The 17176-nt window shown below is 67.5% G+C and carries 16 protein-coding genes; 12 read left to right on the top strand and 4 right to left on the bottom strand.

Features of this window, described 5'->3' with window-relative positions:
• Positions 1 to 67 precede the first annotated feature (67 nt).
• Together JL37_RS07815 and JL37_RS07810 are read right to left on the bottom strand one after the other, a co-directional pair.
• Positions 68 to 1216: an acyl-CoA dehydrogenase family protein gene (locus JL37_RS07815; RefSeq protein WP_043543110.1), complete on the bottom strand. Its 1149-nt coding sequence runs from the start codon at positions 1214 to 1216 to the stop codon at positions 68 to 70.
• A 38-nt stretch (positions 1217 to 1254) separates the two neighbouring features.
• On the bottom strand, positions 1255 to 1878 hold the full coding sequence (locus JL37_RS07810; RefSeq protein WP_043543108.1) for a TetR/AcrR family transcriptional regulator: 624 nt from the start codon (positions 1876 to 1878) through the stop codon (positions 1255 to 1257).
• A 180-nt stretch (positions 1879 to 2058) separates the two neighbouring features.
• Here JL37_RS07810 and JL37_RS07805 point away from each other — a divergent pair, with 180 nt between their 5' ends.
• On the top strand, positions 2059 to 3030 hold the full coding sequence (locus JL37_RS07805) for a nitronate monooxygenase family protein (protein ID WP_043543107.1): 972 nt from the start codon (positions 2059 to 2061) through the stop codon (positions 3028 to 3030).
• Positions 3027 to 3767 (top strand): enoyl-CoA hydratase-related protein, encoded by a 741-nt coding sequence (locus JL37_RS07800; protein ID WP_043543106.1) that lies wholly within the window; start codon positions 3027 to 3029, stop codon positions 3765 to 3767. Before JL37_RS07805 ends, JL37_RS07800 begins: the two co-directional genes overlap by 4 nt.
• 102 nt (positions 3768 to 3869) lie before the next feature.
• Here JL37_RS07800 and JL37_RS07795 read toward each other — a convergent pair whose 3' ends face one another.
• The gene (locus JL37_RS07795; protein ID WP_043543105.1) at positions 3870 to 4703 is read right to left on the bottom strand and encodes an enoyl-CoA hydratase/isomerase family protein; all 834 of its coding nucleotides are present in this window, start codon (positions 4701 to 4703) and stop codon (positions 3870 to 3872) included.
• A gap of 127 nt (positions 4704 to 4830) precedes the next feature.
• Between JL37_RS07795 and JL37_RS07790 the strand changes: the two genes are divergently transcribed.
• From JL37_RS07790 to JL37_RS07780, 3 genes are all read left to right on the top strand, one after another.
• On the top strand, positions 4831 to 5733 hold the full coding sequence (locus JL37_RS07790) for an NAD(P)H-hydrate dehydratase (protein WP_052096939.1): 903 nt from the start codon (positions 4831 to 4833) through the stop codon (positions 5731 to 5733).
• 120 nt (positions 5734 to 5853) lie between these two features.
• On the top strand, positions 5854 to 6087 hold the full coding sequence (locus JL37_RS07785) for a hypothetical protein (RefSeq protein WP_043543104.1): 234 nt from the start codon (positions 5854 to 5856) through the stop codon (positions 6085 to 6087).
• A gap of 388 nt (positions 6088 to 6475) precedes the next feature.
• Positions 6476 to 8089, top strand: a complete 1614-nt coding sequence (locus JL37_RS07780; protein WP_043543102.1) for an ABC transporter substrate-binding protein — start codon at positions 6476 to 6478, stop codon at positions 8087 to 8089.
• 350 nt (positions 8090 to 8439) lie between these two features.
• On the opposite strand, the gene JL37_RS07775 is transcribed toward JL37_RS07780, so the two are convergent.
• Positions 8440 to 9354: a LysR family transcriptional regulator gene (locus JL37_RS07775; RefSeq protein ID WP_043543101.1), complete on the bottom strand. Its 915-nt coding sequence runs from the start codon at positions 9352 to 9354 to the stop codon at positions 8440 to 8442.
• A gap of 276 nt (positions 9355 to 9630) precedes the next feature.
• Between JL37_RS07775 and JL37_RS07770 the strand changes: the two genes are divergently transcribed.
• The 7 genes from JL37_RS07770 (at position 9631) to JL37_RS07740 (ending at position 17140) form a co-directional block, all read left to right on the top strand.
• Positions 9631 to 10602, top strand: coding sequence for a succinylglutamate desuccinylase/aspartoacylase family protein (locus JL37_RS07770; RefSeq protein ID WP_043543100.1), 972 nt, complete (start codon positions 9631 to 9633; stop codon positions 10600 to 10602).
• A 64-nt stretch (positions 10603 to 10666) separates the two neighbouring features.
• Positions 10667 to 12298: an ABC transporter substrate-binding protein gene (locus JL37_RS07765; protein WP_043543099.1), complete on the top strand. Its 1632-nt coding sequence runs from the start codon at positions 10667 to 10669 to the stop codon at positions 12296 to 12298.
• Positions 12299 to 12343: 45 nt separating this feature from the next.
• Positions 12344 to 13321, top strand: a complete 978-nt coding sequence (locus tag JL37_RS07760; protein WP_043543098.1) for an ABC transporter permease — start codon at positions 12344 to 12346, stop codon at positions 13319 to 13321.
• Positions 13322 to 13327: 6 nt separating this feature from the next.
• Positions 13328 to 14248 (top strand): ABC transporter permease, encoded by a 921-nt coding sequence (locus tag JL37_RS07755; RefSeq protein ID WP_043543097.1) that lies wholly within the window; start codon positions 13328 to 13330, stop codon positions 14246 to 14248.
• Positions 14245 to 15228 carry an ABC transporter ATP-binding protein gene (locus JL37_RS07750; RefSeq protein ID WP_043543095.1) on the top strand — a complete coding sequence of 328 codons (984 nt, stop codon included), beginning with the start codon at positions 14245 to 14247 and terminating at the stop codon, positions 15226 to 15228. The genes JL37_RS07755 and JL37_RS07750 overlap by 4 nt, the downstream gene beginning before the upstream one ends.
• Complete coding sequence (locus tag JL37_RS07745; protein ID WP_043543094.1) at positions 15225 to 16235, top strand: ABC transporter ATP-binding protein; 1011 nt, start codon at positions 15225 to 15227, stop codon at positions 16233 to 16235. Before JL37_RS07750 ends, JL37_RS07745 begins: the two co-directional genes overlap by 4 nt.
• Positions 16235 to 17140, top strand: a complete 906-nt coding sequence (locus JL37_RS07740; RefSeq protein ID WP_043543092.1) for a prolyl oligopeptidase family serine peptidase — start codon at positions 16235 to 16237, stop codon at positions 17138 to 17140. The genes JL37_RS07745 and JL37_RS07740 overlap by 1 nt, the downstream gene beginning before the upstream one ends.
• The last annotated feature ends 36 nt before the right edge of the window (positions 17141 to 17176 follow it).

Raw genomic sequence — 17176 nt, 5'->3', positions numbered from 1 at the left:
CCTGCGGTTGCGCGCAAGCCGGACCGGATCACCGTAGGTCAAGCTGGATATTAGCCCGGACGCGCGCTCAGGAATGCGCCTTGATCGTTTCGCGGGCGATCACGAGCTGCTGGATCTGCGAGGTTCCCTCGAAAATGCGGAACAGGCGCACGTCGCGGTAGAAGCGTTCCACCGCGTATTCGGACATATAGCCCGAACCGCCGTGGATCTGCACCGCGCGGTCCGCGACGCGGCCCACCATCTCGGTCGCGTACAGTTTGCAGCAGGCGGCCTGCATGGTGGTGTTCTCGCCGCGGTCGCGCATGCGGGCGGCGTCCAGCACCATGCAGCGGGCCGCATAAAGCTCGGCCTGGCTGTCGGCGATCATGGCCTGGACCAGCTGGAACTCGGCGATGGGCTGGCCGAACTGCTTGCGCTCCAGGGCGTATTTCACGGCGTCGCGCAGCAGGCGGTCGGCAATGCCGACGCACAGCGCGGAGATATGCAGGCGGCCTTTGTCCAGCACGCGCATCGACGTCCGGAAGCCATTGCCTTCCTCGCCGCCCAGCAGCGCGCTTGCCGGTACGCGGCAATTGTCGAACACCACGTCGCTGGTCAAGGCGCCGGCCTGGCCCATTTTCTTGTCGGGCTTGCCGATGATCAGGCCGGGCGTGCCGGCTTCGACCAGGAAACACGAAATGGAGCTGGCGCGGCGCTCGGGCGCGGTACGCGCCATGACCGAGAACAGGCCGGCGATCGGCGCGTTGGTGATGAAGCGCTTGGTGCCATTGAGCACATAGCCGTCGCCGTCGCGCGCGGCGGACAGGCGCAGCGCCATCGCGTCCGAACCCGCATCCGGCTCGGTCAGCGCGAAGGAGCCGATCAGCTCGCCGCTGGCAAGCTTGGGCAGGTAACGGCTGCGCTGCTCGTCCGTTCCGGCCAGCACGATGGCCTGCGAGCCGATGCCGATGTTGGTGCCCGCCAGCGAGCGGAACGCGGGTGAAGTCTGCCCCAGCTCGAAGACCACGCGCACTTCCTCTTCCATGGTCAGGCCCAGGCCGCCGTAGTCCGGCGAAATGGACAGGCCGAAGAGCCCCAGGTCGCGCATTTCAGCGACGATGTCGGGCGGCACCTGGCCCTTTTCGGCCAGTTCGTCTTCGGCGGGGATCAGGCGCTCGTGCACGAAGCGGCGCACGGCGTCCAGCAGCAGGTTCAGGGTTTCGGTGTCGAGGGCCATGATGGAAGTCTCACAGGATGAAGGCTGGGGCGGCGCGTTCAGGCGCGCATGCCGCCAACCAGTAAATCGAAGTAGCCGGCGGCGATGCTTTCGGCGCTGTCGCCCTGGCCGGGCTTGTACCAGCGCACCATCCAGTTCAGCATGGACAGCACGGCGCGGCCGGTGGCGGACACGTCCAGCGGCCGGAACGCGCCCTCGGCGACGCCCTGGGCGATCAGCTCGCGCAGGCGCTGCTCGTAGCCGTCGCGCAGCCGGGCGGCGTCTTCGCGCTCGGGCAGCGCCATGCCGGAATAGCCGATCAGCATGGTGACGAATTCGGCATGGTGCTGCTCGAAGTAGCGCGCATGCCCCACCATGAAGGCGCGCAGCCGGGCGGCTCCGCCCTCGGCCCGGGCCACCTCCTGGCCCACGGTCTGCGTCAGCCCGCTGAGCACGCCCAGGATGATCGCGTCGTAGATGTCCTGCTTGGTGGTGTAGTAGTGGTAGATGGCCGCCTTGGACACCCCGATGGCCGCGGCAAGGTCCGACACGGAGCTGCCGTCGTAGCCGCTGCGGGCGAACAGCTTGGCGGCTTCTTCCAGGATGCGTTCGCGCGGCGCCGCCAACGAGGGCGGCCGGCCGGCGCGGGCGCGTTTCTGGGCGGGAGGGGCGGAGGTCGCCATGGCTGCCTTTGACCGGCGGCGCCTGCGTTGCCAGGGGTTCGAACGAACCTCCATTGACAGCGCTTCGGCGCATGCCGTTTAATAAAGATTAATTAATTACCGGACGGTCGGTAGATAATTATAGGCACACCCGCCAACGATGCTCAAGCCCTCTTGGGACCTTTTTTCGCGACGACGCCCATGCCCCACTCTCTCGTGACTGATTTGTATGGCCAGATGTCCCTCCCGGTCATCTGCGCCCCCATGTTCATCGTGTCCAACCCGAAGCTCGTGGTCGCACAGTGCACCAGCGGCATCGTGGGCTCGTTTCCGGCGCTGAACGCGCGTCCGCAGAGCCTGCTCTCCGATTGGCTGGATGAGGTCCAGGCCGGCCTGGCTTCGCACCGCGAGGCCCATCCCGGCGCGACCGTTGCGCCGTTCGCGGTCAACCAGATCATCCACCAGTCCAACGACCGCCTGGAGCACGACCTGTCGGTGTGCGCCAGCCACCGCGTGCCGCTGATCATCACCAGCCTGCGCGCCCCCGGCGACCTGGTCAAGGGCGTGCACGATTGGGGCGGCAAGGTCTTCCACGACGTGACCACCCTGCGCCACGCCGAGAAGGCGCTGGAAGCCGGCGTGGACGGCCTGATCCTGGTGTGCGCCGGCGCGGGCGGGCACGCGGGCACGCTCAGCCCCTTCGCCCTGGTGGCGGAAGTGCGCCGCTTCTATGACGGCCCGCTGATCCTGTCGGGCGCCATCACCTCCGGCGCGCACGTCCTGGCCGCGCTGGCCATGGGCGCGGACTTCGCCTATATGGGCACGCGCTTCATCGCCAGCGAAGAAGCCAACGCCAGCGAAGGCTACAAATCCGCCATCGTGGACGCCAGCGCCTCGGACATCCTCTATACGCCGTTCTTCACCGGCATCCCGGGCAACTACCTGAAGGCCAGCATCGCCGCCGCCGGCCTGGACCCGGCCAATCTGCCGCAGCCGGAGAGCGGCGCCTCGAACTTCGGCTCCACCCGGGTCAAGCCCTGGAAGGACATCTGGGGCGCGGGCCAGGGCGTGGGCGGCATCGGCAGCGTCCTTCCGACGCGCCAGATCGTCGATGCGCTGCGCACGGAATACGCGGACGCCAAGGCCCGCCTGGACGGCAGGTCCTTCGCATGAGCGGCGGGCTGAAAGTCGGCCGCGACGGCGCGGTCCTGACGCTGACGATAGACCGTCCCGACCGCCGCAATGCGCTGGACGTCGCCACCTATGCCGCGCTGACCGAACAGCTCGCCCTGGCCAGCGCCGACCAGACGCTGGCCGCGGTGATCCTGACGGGCGCGGGCGCGCACTTCACGGCGGGCAATGACCTGCGCGATTTCCAGGCCGAGCGCGGCGCCGGCGACAGCGCGGGGATGAGCTTTCTGCGGGCCCTCACGACGACGGACGTGCCGGTCATCGCCGCGGTCGAGGGCTATGCCATCGGCATCGGCGTGACCCTGCTGCAGCATTGCGATTTTGTCCACATTGGGGAAGGCGCCACGCTGCGTATGCCGTTCGTGGCGCTGGGGCTCTGCCCCGAAGGCGCGTCCAGCCTGCTGATGCCGCGGCTCGCCGGCGCCCGCCGCGCCGCCGAATGGCTATTGCAGGGCAAGGCGTTCTCGGCCCGGGAAGCCGTCGACGCCGGGCTGGCCACCTCGATCACGCCCACCGGTCAGGCGCTGGCGGCCGCGCAGGCCACCGCCGCCGATCTGGCGGGGCAGCCGCCCGCCGCCCTGCGCCTGACCAAGGCGATGCTGCGTCGCCCTGACCGCCAGGCAATCCAGGAAACGCTCGACTACGAAGCCCAGCAGTTCCGCGCCCGCCTGCAGACAGAAGAAGCGCAGGCGGCGTTCGCGAAATTCTTCAAGAAGTAGGATGAGTAAAGCGCGAGGGATTACAGGCAAGAACCCTGACATCCAGCGCGCGTAACCCATCAAGCAGCCGCCACGGCAACATCAGCCAGAAACCCTTCCCCTTCAGAACGGCGAATCGGGCCGGAAATTCGGCGCGCGGCGCTCGCGCAGGGACTGGATCCCTTCGCGCACGTCCGGGCCGCCGAAGCCCATGAATTCCAGGGCCAGCGAGGTATCGAAGCTGGGCCCCGCCATGCGCAGCCAGTTGTTGAGCGAGTACTTGGTCCAGCGGATGGCGGTCTGGGAACCCGCGGCCAATTTGTTGGCCACTTCGAAAGCCCGGCCGATGAGTTCAGCCTCGTCCACGCACAGGGACACCAGCCCGATGCGCTCGGCCTCCTCGCCCGTGACGGTTTCGCACAGCATCAGGTAATACTTGGCCTTGGCCATGCCGCACAGCAGCGGCCAGACGATGGCGGCGTGGTCGCCTGCCGTCACGCCCAGGCGGGTGTGGCCGTCGATGATGCGGGCATCGCGGGCGGCGATCGAAATGTCGGCCAGCAGGCCGGCCACCAGCCCCGCGCCCACCGCCGCACCGTGCATGGCCGACACGATGGGCTTGTTGCAATTGATGATGTTGTAGACCAGGTCGCGGGCCTCGCGCCAGACGCGGGCGCGCACATCGAAATCGTCCGCCATCTGCTGCACCAGATCCAGGTCGCCCCCGCCCGAGAAGCCCTTGCCCTCGCCGCGGATCACCACCACCCGAGTATCCGGATCGGTATCGATGTCGCGCCAGATGTCGGCCAGTTCGCGGTGCATGCGGTCGTCGGCCGTGGACAGCTTGCCCGGCAGGCCGCCCTTGGCGCCCATGATCAGTTCCAGCACGCCGCCCGGATGTCGGCGCAGCTTCAGGGCCTCGTAGGCCGAATAGTGTTCCAGCGTAATGTCGCTCATTGTCTTCTCCGCATAGTCTTTTCGATGTGGCGGGCCGAAAGCCGGTTCTTCCGGGCCGGCCCATCTCGGCGCACTATAGTGGATACGGCCAACCGAGCCATGCCCATCCCTCCCGGAGCCTCAGCCCATGAACACCCCCGTCCCGCCCGCTGGCGGCCAGATCGACCAAGCCGCCCTGCCTGCGCTGTTCGCCCCCCGTGGGGCGGACACGCACAAGGGCAGTTTCGGCACTGTCGGCGTGGTGGGCGGCGGCCCGGGCATGACCGGCGCGGCCCTGCTTGCCGCCCGGGCGGCCCTGAAGACCGGCGCGGGCAAGGTGCTGGTCGGCTTCGCCCAGGAAACCCCGCCCATGGCCTGCGACCCGCTGCAGCCCGAGCTGATGCTGCGCGACGCCCGCTCCTTGCTGGAGGAAGACTGGGGCGTCACCGCGTGGGTGGCGGGCTGCGGCATAGGCACGGGCATCCTGGCCGCCAATGTGCTTTCCGAATTGTTCGTGCTGCGCCGCGGATCGCCGCTGGTGCTGGACGCCGACGGCCTGAACCTGCTGGCCCGGGGAGAGATCCAGCCCAGCTGGGGCGCGGGGCCGGTCGTGCTGACCCCGCACCCTGCGGAGGCCGGGCGCCTGCTGGGCGCCGGCGCGGCGGACGTCCAGGCGGACCGGACGGAAGCGGCCCGGGAACTGGCCCGGCGCTATCAGGCCTGGATCGTGCTGAAGGGCGCCGGCACCGTAGTCTGCTCGCCGGAGGGCGAGCTGCGTATCAACACCAGCGGCAACCCCGGGCTGGCCACCGCCGGGACCGGCGACGTGCTGGCCGGCATGCTCGGTTCCTTGATCGCGCAGAAGCTGCCCCTGGACCAGGCCGTGTCCGGCGCGGTCTGGCTGCACGGGGCGGCGGCGGATGCGCTGGTGTCCCGGGGCATCGGGCCCATCGGCCTGACCGCGGGGGAGCTGGCCGATGCCGCGCGCGGGCTGCGCAATGGGGCCCCGGGCGCCGGTTCCCAGGGGAAAAATGGCCCCGCACGCCCCTAAGTGCCCGTCAAATAAACATTTTTACAACATCCTAGGGTTTACCCTAGAAAAGGCGTTGCTTTTATCCTAGGGTTATCCCTATAATGGTTTACCCCATGACGAAACGGACTGGAGAAAGCCATGAGCGAACTGACCCTGAACCACACTGCCCGCCTGACCGACGCGCTGGAGCGTGACCTGCTCCGCGGCGCCCTCGAAAACCAACCGAATGCCCACCCGCTGACCAGCCTGAAGAAGGCCGGCCAAGCCGTGATCGCAGCCGTTGCCGCCGTCTTTGCCTTCATCGACGAAGTGAATGATTCGATGAACAAGGCACGCGCCGCCAGCTCGCGCTTCTCCGGCTCGCAGTGGTAAGCCCTGCCGCGCTGGACTGAATCGCGACCGATCTCCCGCGATCCAGCCTGGCGCGCCACCGCCGCAACGCCCGCCGGCCTGCCGGCGCCCCTTGCGGCGGATCACTGGCGTTTCCGACCCTCACCGGAACGTCATCGCGCCGCGCAGGCCCCCTACCCGGGGCCCCGCGACGCCCTCTTTCCCTCCCCCTTCTCGGCGTTTTCCCTAGCGCCCCGTTCGCCGTTCCGCATTGACAGCGCGCGAAGCCCCTACCGATAATCGGCCCCTTGCCGTCGTGCCTGGCGCCAAAACTCCCTGAGCCCTTTCCGAGCGGCCCCGCCTATCCGGCCGGCGCAGGCAGTTCACACGCAAGCACGATCCGGTTCGTTCCCCATCCGGAGTTGTCACCATGAAGTTGCGCACCACCCTGGCCCTCGCGGCCGCCGCCATTCCCTTGGCCGCCGCCCAGGCCCAGACGCTGAAGATCGGCCTGTCGGCCGAACCCACCTCGGCGGATCCCCACTATCACAAGATGACGCAGAACGACGCGTTCTCCGCGCACGTCTATAGCTCGCTGGTGGGCCGCAGCGCCGATATGAAGCTGGTGCCGGCGCTGGCCACCTCCTGGAAGACCCTGGACGACACGACCTGGGAATTCAAGCTGCGCGACGACGTCAAGTTCTCCAACGGCAAGCCGTTCACGTCCGAGGACGTGCTGTTCACGATCTGCCGCACGCTGAACAACGAAACCAACGTGTCGCAGTCCTACATGGACATGACGAAGCGCATCACCGACGTCCAGACGCCGGACGCGCACACCGTCATCATCAAGACCGGCGAGCCCTTCCCGCTGATGCCCGCCGAACTGGCCCGCTCGCTGCCCATCATCTGGAACGGCATCGTCGAGCACGGCAAGCTCACGTTCGACCCCAAGAAGGGTTGCGGCGTTACCGGCGCCTGGCCCACCGTCGCCGACTTCAACAACGGCAAGGACTCCATCGGCACCGGCCCGTACACCCTGAAGTCCTACGTCAAGGGCACCGGCATCGAACTCGTCCGCAACGAGAACTACTGGGGTCCCAAGCCGTACTGGAAGGAAGTGAAGTTCGTGCCGGTGCCCGCCGCCGGCCCGCGCCTGACCGGCCTGCTGTCCGGCGACTTCGACATGATCGAGAACCCGGCCGCCCGCGACCTGCCCCGCCTGAAGGACAACCCCAAGTTCGGCTTCGTGGCCACTCCGTCTACCCGCCTGGTGTTCTTCCAGCCGGACGTGGGCCGCAATCCGAGCCCCTTCGTCAAGAGCGCCGACGGCAAGAACCCGCTGCAGGACCTGCGCGTGCGCAAGGCGATTTCCATGGCGATCGACCGCAAGGCCATCACCGCCCGCATCATGGACGGCATGGCCACTCCGGCCTACCAGTACATGCCCGACGGCATGTTCGGCGCGCTGCCCAAGGCTCCGGAAATCAAGTACGACCCCGAAGGCGCCAAGAAGCTGCTGGCCGAGGCCGGCTACCCGAACGGCTTTGAACTGACGCTGTCGTCCACCAACGACCGCTACGTCAACGACGGCCAGGTGGCGCAAGCCGTGGCCCAGTATCTGGCCCGCGTCGGCATCAAGACCAACGTGGACGCCATGACGGCCTCCATCTACTTCCCCAAGCGCGCCAAGCGCGAGTTCAGCTTCTCGATGGGCGGCTGGCCGGCGGAAACGGGTGAAGCGTCGGCGCTGTTCCAGCTGTGGGTGGCTTCCCTGGATTCCCCCAAGAGCCTGGGCACCAGCAACTACGGCGGCTTCAGCAACGCCGACTTCGACAAGGTCTACAAAGAGGCCATCGTGACGGTGGACGCGCCCAAGCGCGAAAAGCTGCTGCAGCAATCCACCCAGATCGCGCTGGACAACGTGCCGCTGATCCCGCTGCATTTCGAAAGCAGCATCTGGGCCTTCCGCAAGGGCATCACCTACGAAGGCCGCCGCGACCAGTACACGCTGGCCACCTCGGTCACGCCCGACAAGAAGTGATCAGGTCCGCCTGAACGAAAAACGGCTGCCTCGCGCAGCCGTTTTTTTCTTGGGCGGCAGCAAGCGTACGAAGTGCGCGCAGCGGGGGCTCCTTTTTCCGCCGGGCCGCCCCAAGGAAAAAAGCCCCCCTTGGGGGGCAGCAAGCGCACGAAGTGCGCGCAGCGTGGGGGCTCCTTTTCCGCCGGGCCGCCCCAAGGAAAAGAGCCCCCTTGGGGGGCAGCAAGCGCACGAAGTGCGCGCAGCGTGGGGGCTCCTTTTCCGCCGGGCCGCCCCAAGGAAAAAAGCCCCCTTGGGGGGCAGCAAGCGCACGAAGTGCGCGCAGCGTGGGGGCACCCCTCTTCTCCTTCCTTTTATGCGGCCGCCCCGCCTTGCAGCGCCCGGTCCAGCTCGCTGGACAGCAGTTCGACGAATGCCTCCGCCGCCGGCGGCAGCACCCGGCCCGGCATGACCTGGATCTGCAAGGTGCGAGATTGCAGCTCGGCGTTGGAAATCGGCACGGCGATCAGCTCGTCGCGCCGCAGGCTCCAAGCCACCGAGATATAGCCGCTGAGCATGATGGCGTCCGACCCGAACACGAAGCCATGCAGGGGAGAGGAATCGTTGCAGGTCAACGCCGGCTCCAGCTGCACCGACTCCAGGGCGCAGCCCATTTCGAAGAGCTGCCGCGTGGTGGTGCCGGGTCCGGTCAGCGCCAGCGGATACTGGCTGAGGTCCTGCAGGCTGACGCTCGCGCGGCCGGCCAGGGGGTGGTCGGCCGCCATCACCGCATGCACCGGCGCGCGGCGCGAATAGCGCGGACTGACGCCGCTGATGCGCTCGGCAATGAAAGCCATGCCCAGTTCCACGCTGCCTTCCGCCACCCGCCGGCTGACCTCGGCGGGCGAGCCCACGTGCAGGTCGAAGCGAATGTTCGGCCAATCGCGGCGGAAGCGCGCCATCACCGAGGGCAGGAAAATCCGCGCCACGCCCTCTACGGACGCCACCCGGATCTCGTTGCGCGCGGTGCCCTTGGCGGCCGCGATCTCCTGAAGCACCGACTCGGCCTCGAGCATGGTGCGCCGGGCATGCGCCAGCAGCAGTTGGCCCGCCTCGCTCAGGACCATGCCGCGGGCCGTGCGTTCGAACAGGGGCGCCCCTGCCTCTTCCTCCAGCTTGGCGATCTGCCGGCTGATGGCCGAGACCGCCACATGCAGGCGCTCGGAAGCGCCGCTCAGGCTGCCAGCCTGGGCAACCTCCAGAAAGTATTTCAAGGCAATGCCGTGCACGTCCTACCCTTGTGGCCCGCGTGGACCGATGAAACGAGCTTTGCTTTTTCCGCAAAGCTCCAGATAAATATTCTAATTGTAGAGAAAGCTGCCAAGCTCCTAGAATTCGCCAAATACTCGAAGGCAGCGCACCGTGATGCGCTCTAAAAATAAGGGAAAACCCGTGTTAGCAGCCATTTCCAGCGCCCGCCGCGCCGTGGCGCACGCCCCTGCCGGCGCCTAGCCGCCGTCCACGCGCCATCGCCTATACAATCCCGTCGCTTCATCGGAGTCCCCATGCCTACGCCCGCCCCCGCGTCCATCCCGCGCCCTTTTCTTCTCGCCTGTCCGGACTTGTCCGCCGAGCGCGTGGGCAACACGGATACGCCGGGCGTCTGGCATTTCGATTCGGGGGTGCCGGGCAAGCAAGTCATGCTGAGCGCCCTGATCCACGGTAACGAACTCTGCGGAGCCTGGGCCCTGAAGGAGGCGCTGGCGGCCGGCCTGCGCCCGCGCCGCGGCTCGTTGACGCTGGCGTTCTGCAATCTGGCCGCCTTCGACCGCTTCGACGCGGCCAACTACGCTCCCGCGCGCTTCGTCGACGAAGACATGAACCGCGTCTGGAGCGAGGACAAGCTGGGCGCGCCGTCCAGCCAGGAACGCCGCCGGGCGGCCGAGCTCCGCCCGTGGGTGGAACAGGCCGACTGGCTGCTGGACTTCCATTCGATGAGCAATTCCGACGTGCCGCTGCAGCTGACCGGCCTGGAACAGCGCAATATCGACCTGGCCCTGGCGCTGGGCAATCCCGCCACCGTCATTGCCGACGCCGGCCATGCAGCGGGCGTGCGGATGCGCGACTATGGCCGCTTCGGCGAATCCGGCGACAACGGCACCCGCTCCCTGCTGATCGAATGCGGCTTCCATGGCGCGCCCGAGGCGCGCGGCGTGGCCATCGACCAGATGGCGCGTTTCCTCGTGGCCTCCGGCGCCGTGGACCGTGGCGACTTGCCCGCAGCCTGGTTCGCCCCCGGCGCGCCCTCGCAGCGCGCCTTGCGGGTCACGCACGCGGTCGCCGCCAAGAGCGCCGACTTCCGCTTCGCCGAGCCCTGGAAGGGCCTGGAAACGCTGGCCGAGGCCGGCACCGTGATCGGCTGGTCCGAAGGCGAGGCCGTCGTCACCCCCTATGACGACTGCGTGCTGATCATGCCATCCACCGCCAATCTGCGGCCCGGCGTCACCGTCGTCCGCCTGGCCCAGGCCATCGCCTGACGCAACGGGGCGCCCGCGCGGCGGGCCGCCGCCACACAAGAATCGAGACAGCAAGGGAAAAACCATGTCCGCCCAGACCTTCTATCGCAGCATCCTCACCGCCTGTACGCTGGCCGCCTGCGCGCCCGCGGCCCTGGCCCAGGGCGCGCCCGGCACCTTGAAGATCGGCCTGTCCTCCGAGCCGACCTCGATGGATCCCCACTACCACCAGGCCACGCCCAACGATGCGATGACCTCGCACCTGTTCGAGACCCTGGTGGGGCAGGACGCCAAGATGAACCTGATTCCCCGGCTGGCCACGGCCTGGAAGCCGGTGGACGACACGACCTGGGAGTTCACGCTGCGCGATGGCGTCAAGTTCTCCAACGGCCAGCCCTTCACGCCGCAGGACGTCATCTTCACCTTCTGCCGCGTGATGAACAACGAACAGTCCATCGGCGGCTCGTATCCAGCCGTGGTCCAGAAGTTCGCCGACGTGCAGGTGCGCGACGGAAACAAGCTGGTGATCAAGACCCGCCGCCCCTACCCGCTGCTGCCCAACGACCTGACCCGCATGTCCATGCTGTGGAACGGCATCGTGGAACACGGCCCGATCAGTTTCGACCTGAAGACCGAATGCGGCGTGACCGGCGCCTGGCCCACCGTGGCCGACTTCAATACCGGCCGCGACGTGATCGGCACCGGGCCGTACACGCTGAAGTCCTACGTCAAGGGCACCGGCATCGAGCTTACGCGCAATGACGCCTACTGGGGCGACAAGCCGGCCTGGGCAAGCGTCAGGCTGGTTCCGGTGCCCGCGGCCGGCCCGCGCCTGACGGGCCTGCTCGCGGGCGACTTCGACCTGATCGAGAATCCCGCGGCGCGCGACGTGAAGCGCATTTCCGAAACCCCCGGCTTCGGCTACGTCATCACGCCTTCGGTGCGCGTGGTGTATTTCCAGTTCGACGTGGCGCGCAGCCCCAGCCCCACCGTCAAGGCGCCGGATGGCAAGAATCCGCTGCAGGACGTGCGCGTGCGCCGCGCCATCTCCATGGCGATCGACCGCAAGACCATCGCGGCCCGCATCATGGACGGCGCGGCCACCCCCGCCAACCAGTTCCTGCCGGACGGCATGTTCGGCACCCTGCCCCATCCGCCCGAATTGAAGTACGACCCCGAAGGCGCCAAGAAGCTGCTGGCCGAGGCCGGCTACCCGAACGGCTTCGAGCTGACCGTCTCGTCCACCAACGACCGCTACATCAACGACGCGCAGATCTCGCAGGCGGTGGCGCAATACCTGTCGCGCGTGGGCATCAAGACCACCGTGGACGCCATGACGCGCTCCGTGTATTTCCCCAAGCGGGCCAAACGCGAATTCAGCTTCGCCATGGGCGGCTGGTCCTCCGAAACCGGCGAAGCCTCGTCTTTCCTACAATACTGGGTTACCGCGTTCGACAAAGAGCACGGCCTGGGCACCAGCAACTACGGCGGTTATGACAACCCCGAGTTCGACCGTGTGTTCAAGCGCGCCATCGTCACCGTGGACCCGGCTGAGCGGGCCAAGCTGCTGCAGGAGTCCCTGACCCTTGCGCTGGCCGACCTGCCCAGCGTTCCCTTGCATTTCGAAAGCAGCATCTGGGCGTTCCGCAAAGGGCTGACGTACGAAGGCCGGGCAGACCAGTACACCCTGGCCATGTCGGCCAAGCCCGCCAAGTAAGCATCCGGCGCCCGCAAACCCTGAGCCCACCAAGGAAATCATCACGTGGCCTTGTTCATCCTACGCAGACTGATCCAGAGTCTGTTCGTGCTGCTGGCCGTATCGGTCGTGGTCTTCTTCGCGGTCTATGCCGTGGGCGATCCGATCGAACTGCTGGTCAGCCCCGAAGCCAGCCAGGCCGCGCGCGAGGCGATGATCGCCCGCCTGGGCCTGGACCTGCCGGTATGGCAGCAATACACAGGGTTCCTGTGGCGCGCGCTGCACGGCGATCTGGGCACCTCCTTCGTGCACGGCATCCCCGCCATCGAACTGATCGTGCAGCGCATCCCCGCGACGTTCGAACTGGTGGTCGTGGCCATCATGCTGACCTGTGCGTTCGGCATTCCCCTGGGGCTGATCGCGGGCCTGTACCGCGACCAGCCGCTGGGCCGCGGCATCATGGCGTCCTCGGTGCTGGGCTTTTCCCTGCCGAACTTCTGGCAGGGCATGATGCTGATCCTGCTCTTCGCCGTGTGGCTGGGCTGGCTGCCGGCCACCGGCCGCGGCGACACGGTCACCGTGCTGGGAGTGCGCCTGTCGATCCTGACGGCCGATGGCTGGTCGCACCTGATCATGCCGGCCATCAACCTGGCGCTGGCCAACATCGCGCTGGTGCTGCGCCTGACCGCCTCCGGCGTGGTGGAGGCCCGCAGCCAGGATTACGTGAAATTCGCCCGAGCCAAGGGCGTGAAGCCCGGCCGCATCGTGCGCCGCCACATCCTGCGCAACATCCTGATCCCCGTGGTCACCGTGATCGGCATGGAATTCGGCACCCTCATCGCCTACTCCACCATCACCGAGACCGTGTTCGCGTGGCCCGGCATGGGCAAGCTGCTCATCGACAGCGTCTACCAGCTGGACCGTCCGGTCGTGGTGGCCTACGTGATGCTGGTCACCCTGATCTTCGTGATCATCAACCTGGTTGTGGACATCCTGTACGCCACGCTCGATCCGCGCGTACAGCTCGTGACCCCCGCTCAATAATCCGCCATGTCTCAATCTCCCAATCCCGGCCGCACCCGCACCGTCCAGCCCCTGGCCGAGACGCCCCGGCGCGCCGCCATCCTGAAGAAGCTGCACGCGCGCCCCACGGTGCGCGGCTCCGCCATCGCCCTGGCCATCCTGATCATCCTGGTGGTCTTCGCCCCGTACTTCGCGCCGCAGAACCCATATGACCTGGCCAACCTCTCGCTGATGGACGGCCGCCTGGCGCCGCGCCAGGCGCTGATGGACGGCAGCATCGCCTGGCTCGGCACCGACGACCAGGGCCGCGACATGCTCAGCGCCATCCTGTATGGCCTGCGCATCAGCCTGATGGTGGGCCTGTCCGCCGTGGTGCTCGCCACCGCCGTGGGCGGCGCCATCGGCCTGGTGGCCGCCTATGTGGGCGGCGTGGTCGACACGGTGCTCATGCGCATCGTCGACTTCATCCTGGGCTTTCCGACCATCCTGGTGGCGCTGGTGCTGCTGGTGGTGCTGGGGCGCGGGGTCGACAAGGTGATCCTCGCGCTGGTGCTGGTGCAGTGGGGCCACTACGCGCGCATCATGCGCAGCCGCGCCCTGCAGGAACGCCGCAAGGAATACGTGGAAGCCGCCGCCAACCTGGGCTTCCCGGCCTGGCGCATCATGCTGTTCCACCTGCTGCCCAACTGCCTGGGCCCCGTCATGGTGTTCGCCACCATCCAGATCGCCACCGCCATCGCCCTGGAAGCGACGCTGTCGTTCCTGGGCGTGGGCGTGCCCATCACCGAACCCTCGCTGGGCCTGTTGATCTCCAACGGCTTCCAGTACCTGCTGTCGGGCGACTACTGGATCAGCCTGTTCCCGGGCATTGCCCTGCTGGTGCTGATCCTCTCCATCAATATCGTAGGCGACCGCCTGCGCGAAAGCCTGGACCCCCGTCGAGCATGAGCGAAATCCTTTTAGACGTGCGCGGCCTGCGCACCGCATTCCATACCGAAGCCGGCGCCTGGCTGGCGGTGGACGGCGTCGACCTCACCGTGCGCCGCGGCGAAATCGTGGGTCTGGTGGGCGAGTCCGGGTCCGGCAAGTCCGTCACCGGCTTCTCGCTGCTGGGGCTGATCGATCCACCGGGAGAGGTCGTCGATGGCGAAGTGAAGTTCAAGGGCACGGACCTGCGCAAGCTGAGCGAAGAGCAGATGCGCCAGCTCCGCGGCAACCGCATCGCCATGATCTTCCAGGATCCCCTGATGACGCTCAATCCGGTGCTGCGCATCGGCGAGCAGATGATGGAAGCCATCCTCACCCACGAAGACGTGCCGCGCTCCGAAGCCGAGGAACGTTGCCGCGAGGCGCTGGCCATGGTCGGCATTCCTTCGCCCGAAAAGCGCCTGAAGAGCTATCCGCACGAATTCTCGGGCGGCATGCGCCAGCGCGTGGCGATCGCGATCGCCATGCTGAACAAGCCCGACCTGATCATCTGCGACGAGCCGACCACGGCGCTGGACGTCACCATCCAGGGCCAGATCCTCTACCGCATGCAGGAGATCTGCCGCGAGCACAATACCGCGCTGATCTGGATCACTCACGACCTGGGCGTGGTGGCCGAACTGGCCGACCGCGTGGCCGTGATGTACGCCGGCCGCATCGTCGAAAGCGGCCCGGTCGAGCAGGTGCTGGACGCGCCGCGCCACCCCTACACCCGCGGTCTGCTGGACTCGATGCCCGGCGCCACCCAGCCCGGCGCGCGCCTGCACCAGATCAACGGCATGGCGCCCAGCCTCGCCGGCCGTCCCTCGGGCTGTCCGTTCCGCCCGCGCTGCACCAGCGCGGTCACGCGTTGCACCGAACAAGCCCCCACCGTCACCACCGAAGGCGCGCGCAACTACCGCTGCTACGTGCCGATTACCCGCGAGGCCCAGCCGGTATGAGCCAAGCCGATACCCCCGTCATCGAGCTCAAGAACGTCCACAAGCGCTTCGAACAGCGACCCGACCTGGCCCAGCGCATCCTGGCCCTGACGGGCCGCCCCATCGACCGCCGCACCGTATACGCGGTCAACGGCGTGGACCTGTCCATCAAGCGCGGCGAAGTCGTGGGCCTGGTCGGCGAGTCCGGCTGCGGCAAGTCCACGCTGGGCCGCGTCGTCGCCGGCCTGCATGGCCAGACCGAAGGCCAGTTGCTGTATCAGGGCCAGGAGGCGCGCCGCCTGCGCGGCGCCGACAAGCTGGCCTACACGCTCGGCGTGCAGATGATCTTCCAGGACCCGCAGGCCTCGCTGAACCCGCGCCAGCGCCTGCGCCAGATCCTGGGCGAATCGCTCAAGGTCCACAAGCTGGCGCCCGCCGCCCAGATTCCCGCGCGCATCGACCAGGCGCTGAAGGAAGTGGGCCTGGACCCCGAGTACCGCGACCGATTCCCGCACCAGATCTCGGGCGGCCAGCGCCAGCGCATCGGCATCGCCCGCGCGCTGATGGTGGCTCCGAAGTTCCTGGTCTGTGACGAGCCCGTGGCAGCGTTGGACGTGTCGATCCAGGCGCAGGTGATCAACCTGTTCATGGACCTGCGCGAGCAGCACGGCTTCACCTACCTGTTCATCAGCCACGACCTGGGCGTGGTCAAGCACATCTCGGACCGCGTGGCGATCATGTATCTGGGCAAGATCGTGGAAATCTCCACGTCGGCCGAGATCTTCGCGCGCGCCAACCACCCCTACACCCAGGCCCTCATGGCCGAAGTGCCGGACGTGGGCCGCCGCGGCCGCAAATTCACGCCGATCAAGGGCGAAATCCCGTCGCCGCTGAATCCGCCGCCGGGCTGTACCTTCAATCCCCGCTGCCCCCACGCCATGCCGCGCTGCCGCGAACAGGCGCCGGAGCTGAAAGAAATCTCGGCTGGCCACTGGTCGGCCTGCCACCTGAACGAGGCGAACGCCTGATGAAACCCTCCGAAATGTCCAACGTCGACCGCATCGCCATCGAATTGGGCCACGCCGGCCGCAACGCGATCCTGTATGTGGACGAGGACCGCAATTCCGACCGCCCCTTCAAGCTGCAGACCTACCGTCCCTACGGCTACACGCCGGACCGGCCCGTCGTCATCGTGCAGCACGGCGTGCTGCGCAACGGCGACGAATACCGCGATTTCTGGGTGGAAGCCGCCGACAAGCACAAGCTGCTGATCGTGGCGCTGACCTTCTCCAACGAGATCTGGCCCGGTGTGGAAAGCTACAACAACGGCCGCGTGTTCTCGGCCGGCGGCAATCCGCGCCACGTCGACGGCTGGACCTACGCGCTCGTGGGCCGGGTCATCGAGGACCTGATCGCCGCCGAGATCACCGACGGCCAGAACGTATACCTGTTCGGCCACTCGGCGGGCGGCCAGTTCGTGCACCGCCTGATGAGCAGCCAGTCGCACGCGCCCTTCAAGGCCGTGGCCGCGGGCAATCCCGGCTGGTACACGCTGCCGACCTTCGACCATCCCTTCCCCGAAGGCATGGACGGCGTCGGCCTGACCGAAAGCCACCTGGTCAAGCTCCTGGCCTACCCGATGACCATCCTGGCGGGCGACCAGGACATCGCCACCGACGACCCCAACCTGCCGTCGGAGCCCGCCGCCATGCGCCAGGGCCCGCACCGCTTTGCGCGCGCGCAGAACTACTTCGAATTCGGGCGCAAGGAAGCGGAGCGCCGCGGCGTGCCGTTCGGCTGGAAGCTGCAGGTCGTGCCGGGCATCGGCCACGACGGCCGCGCCATGTCCGCCGTGTGCGCCAGTATCTGGTTCGACGGCAAAATGCCCGACGACGCCGAACTGGCCCGCCTGGCCGGCCAGCAGGTCGCCTGACCGATTCCACTTTTCCATTGCAGAAATCCGTTACCG

The sequence above is a fragment of the Achromobacter sp. RTa genome (assembly GCF_000757485.1).
In the GTDB taxonomy this organism is placed as follows: domain Bacteria; phylum Pseudomonadota; class Gammaproteobacteria; order Burkholderiales; family Burkholderiaceae_B; genus Achromobacter.
Note: the sequence above shows the minus strand (reverse complement) of the source record. Positions and strands in the feature narration are given on the sequence as shown.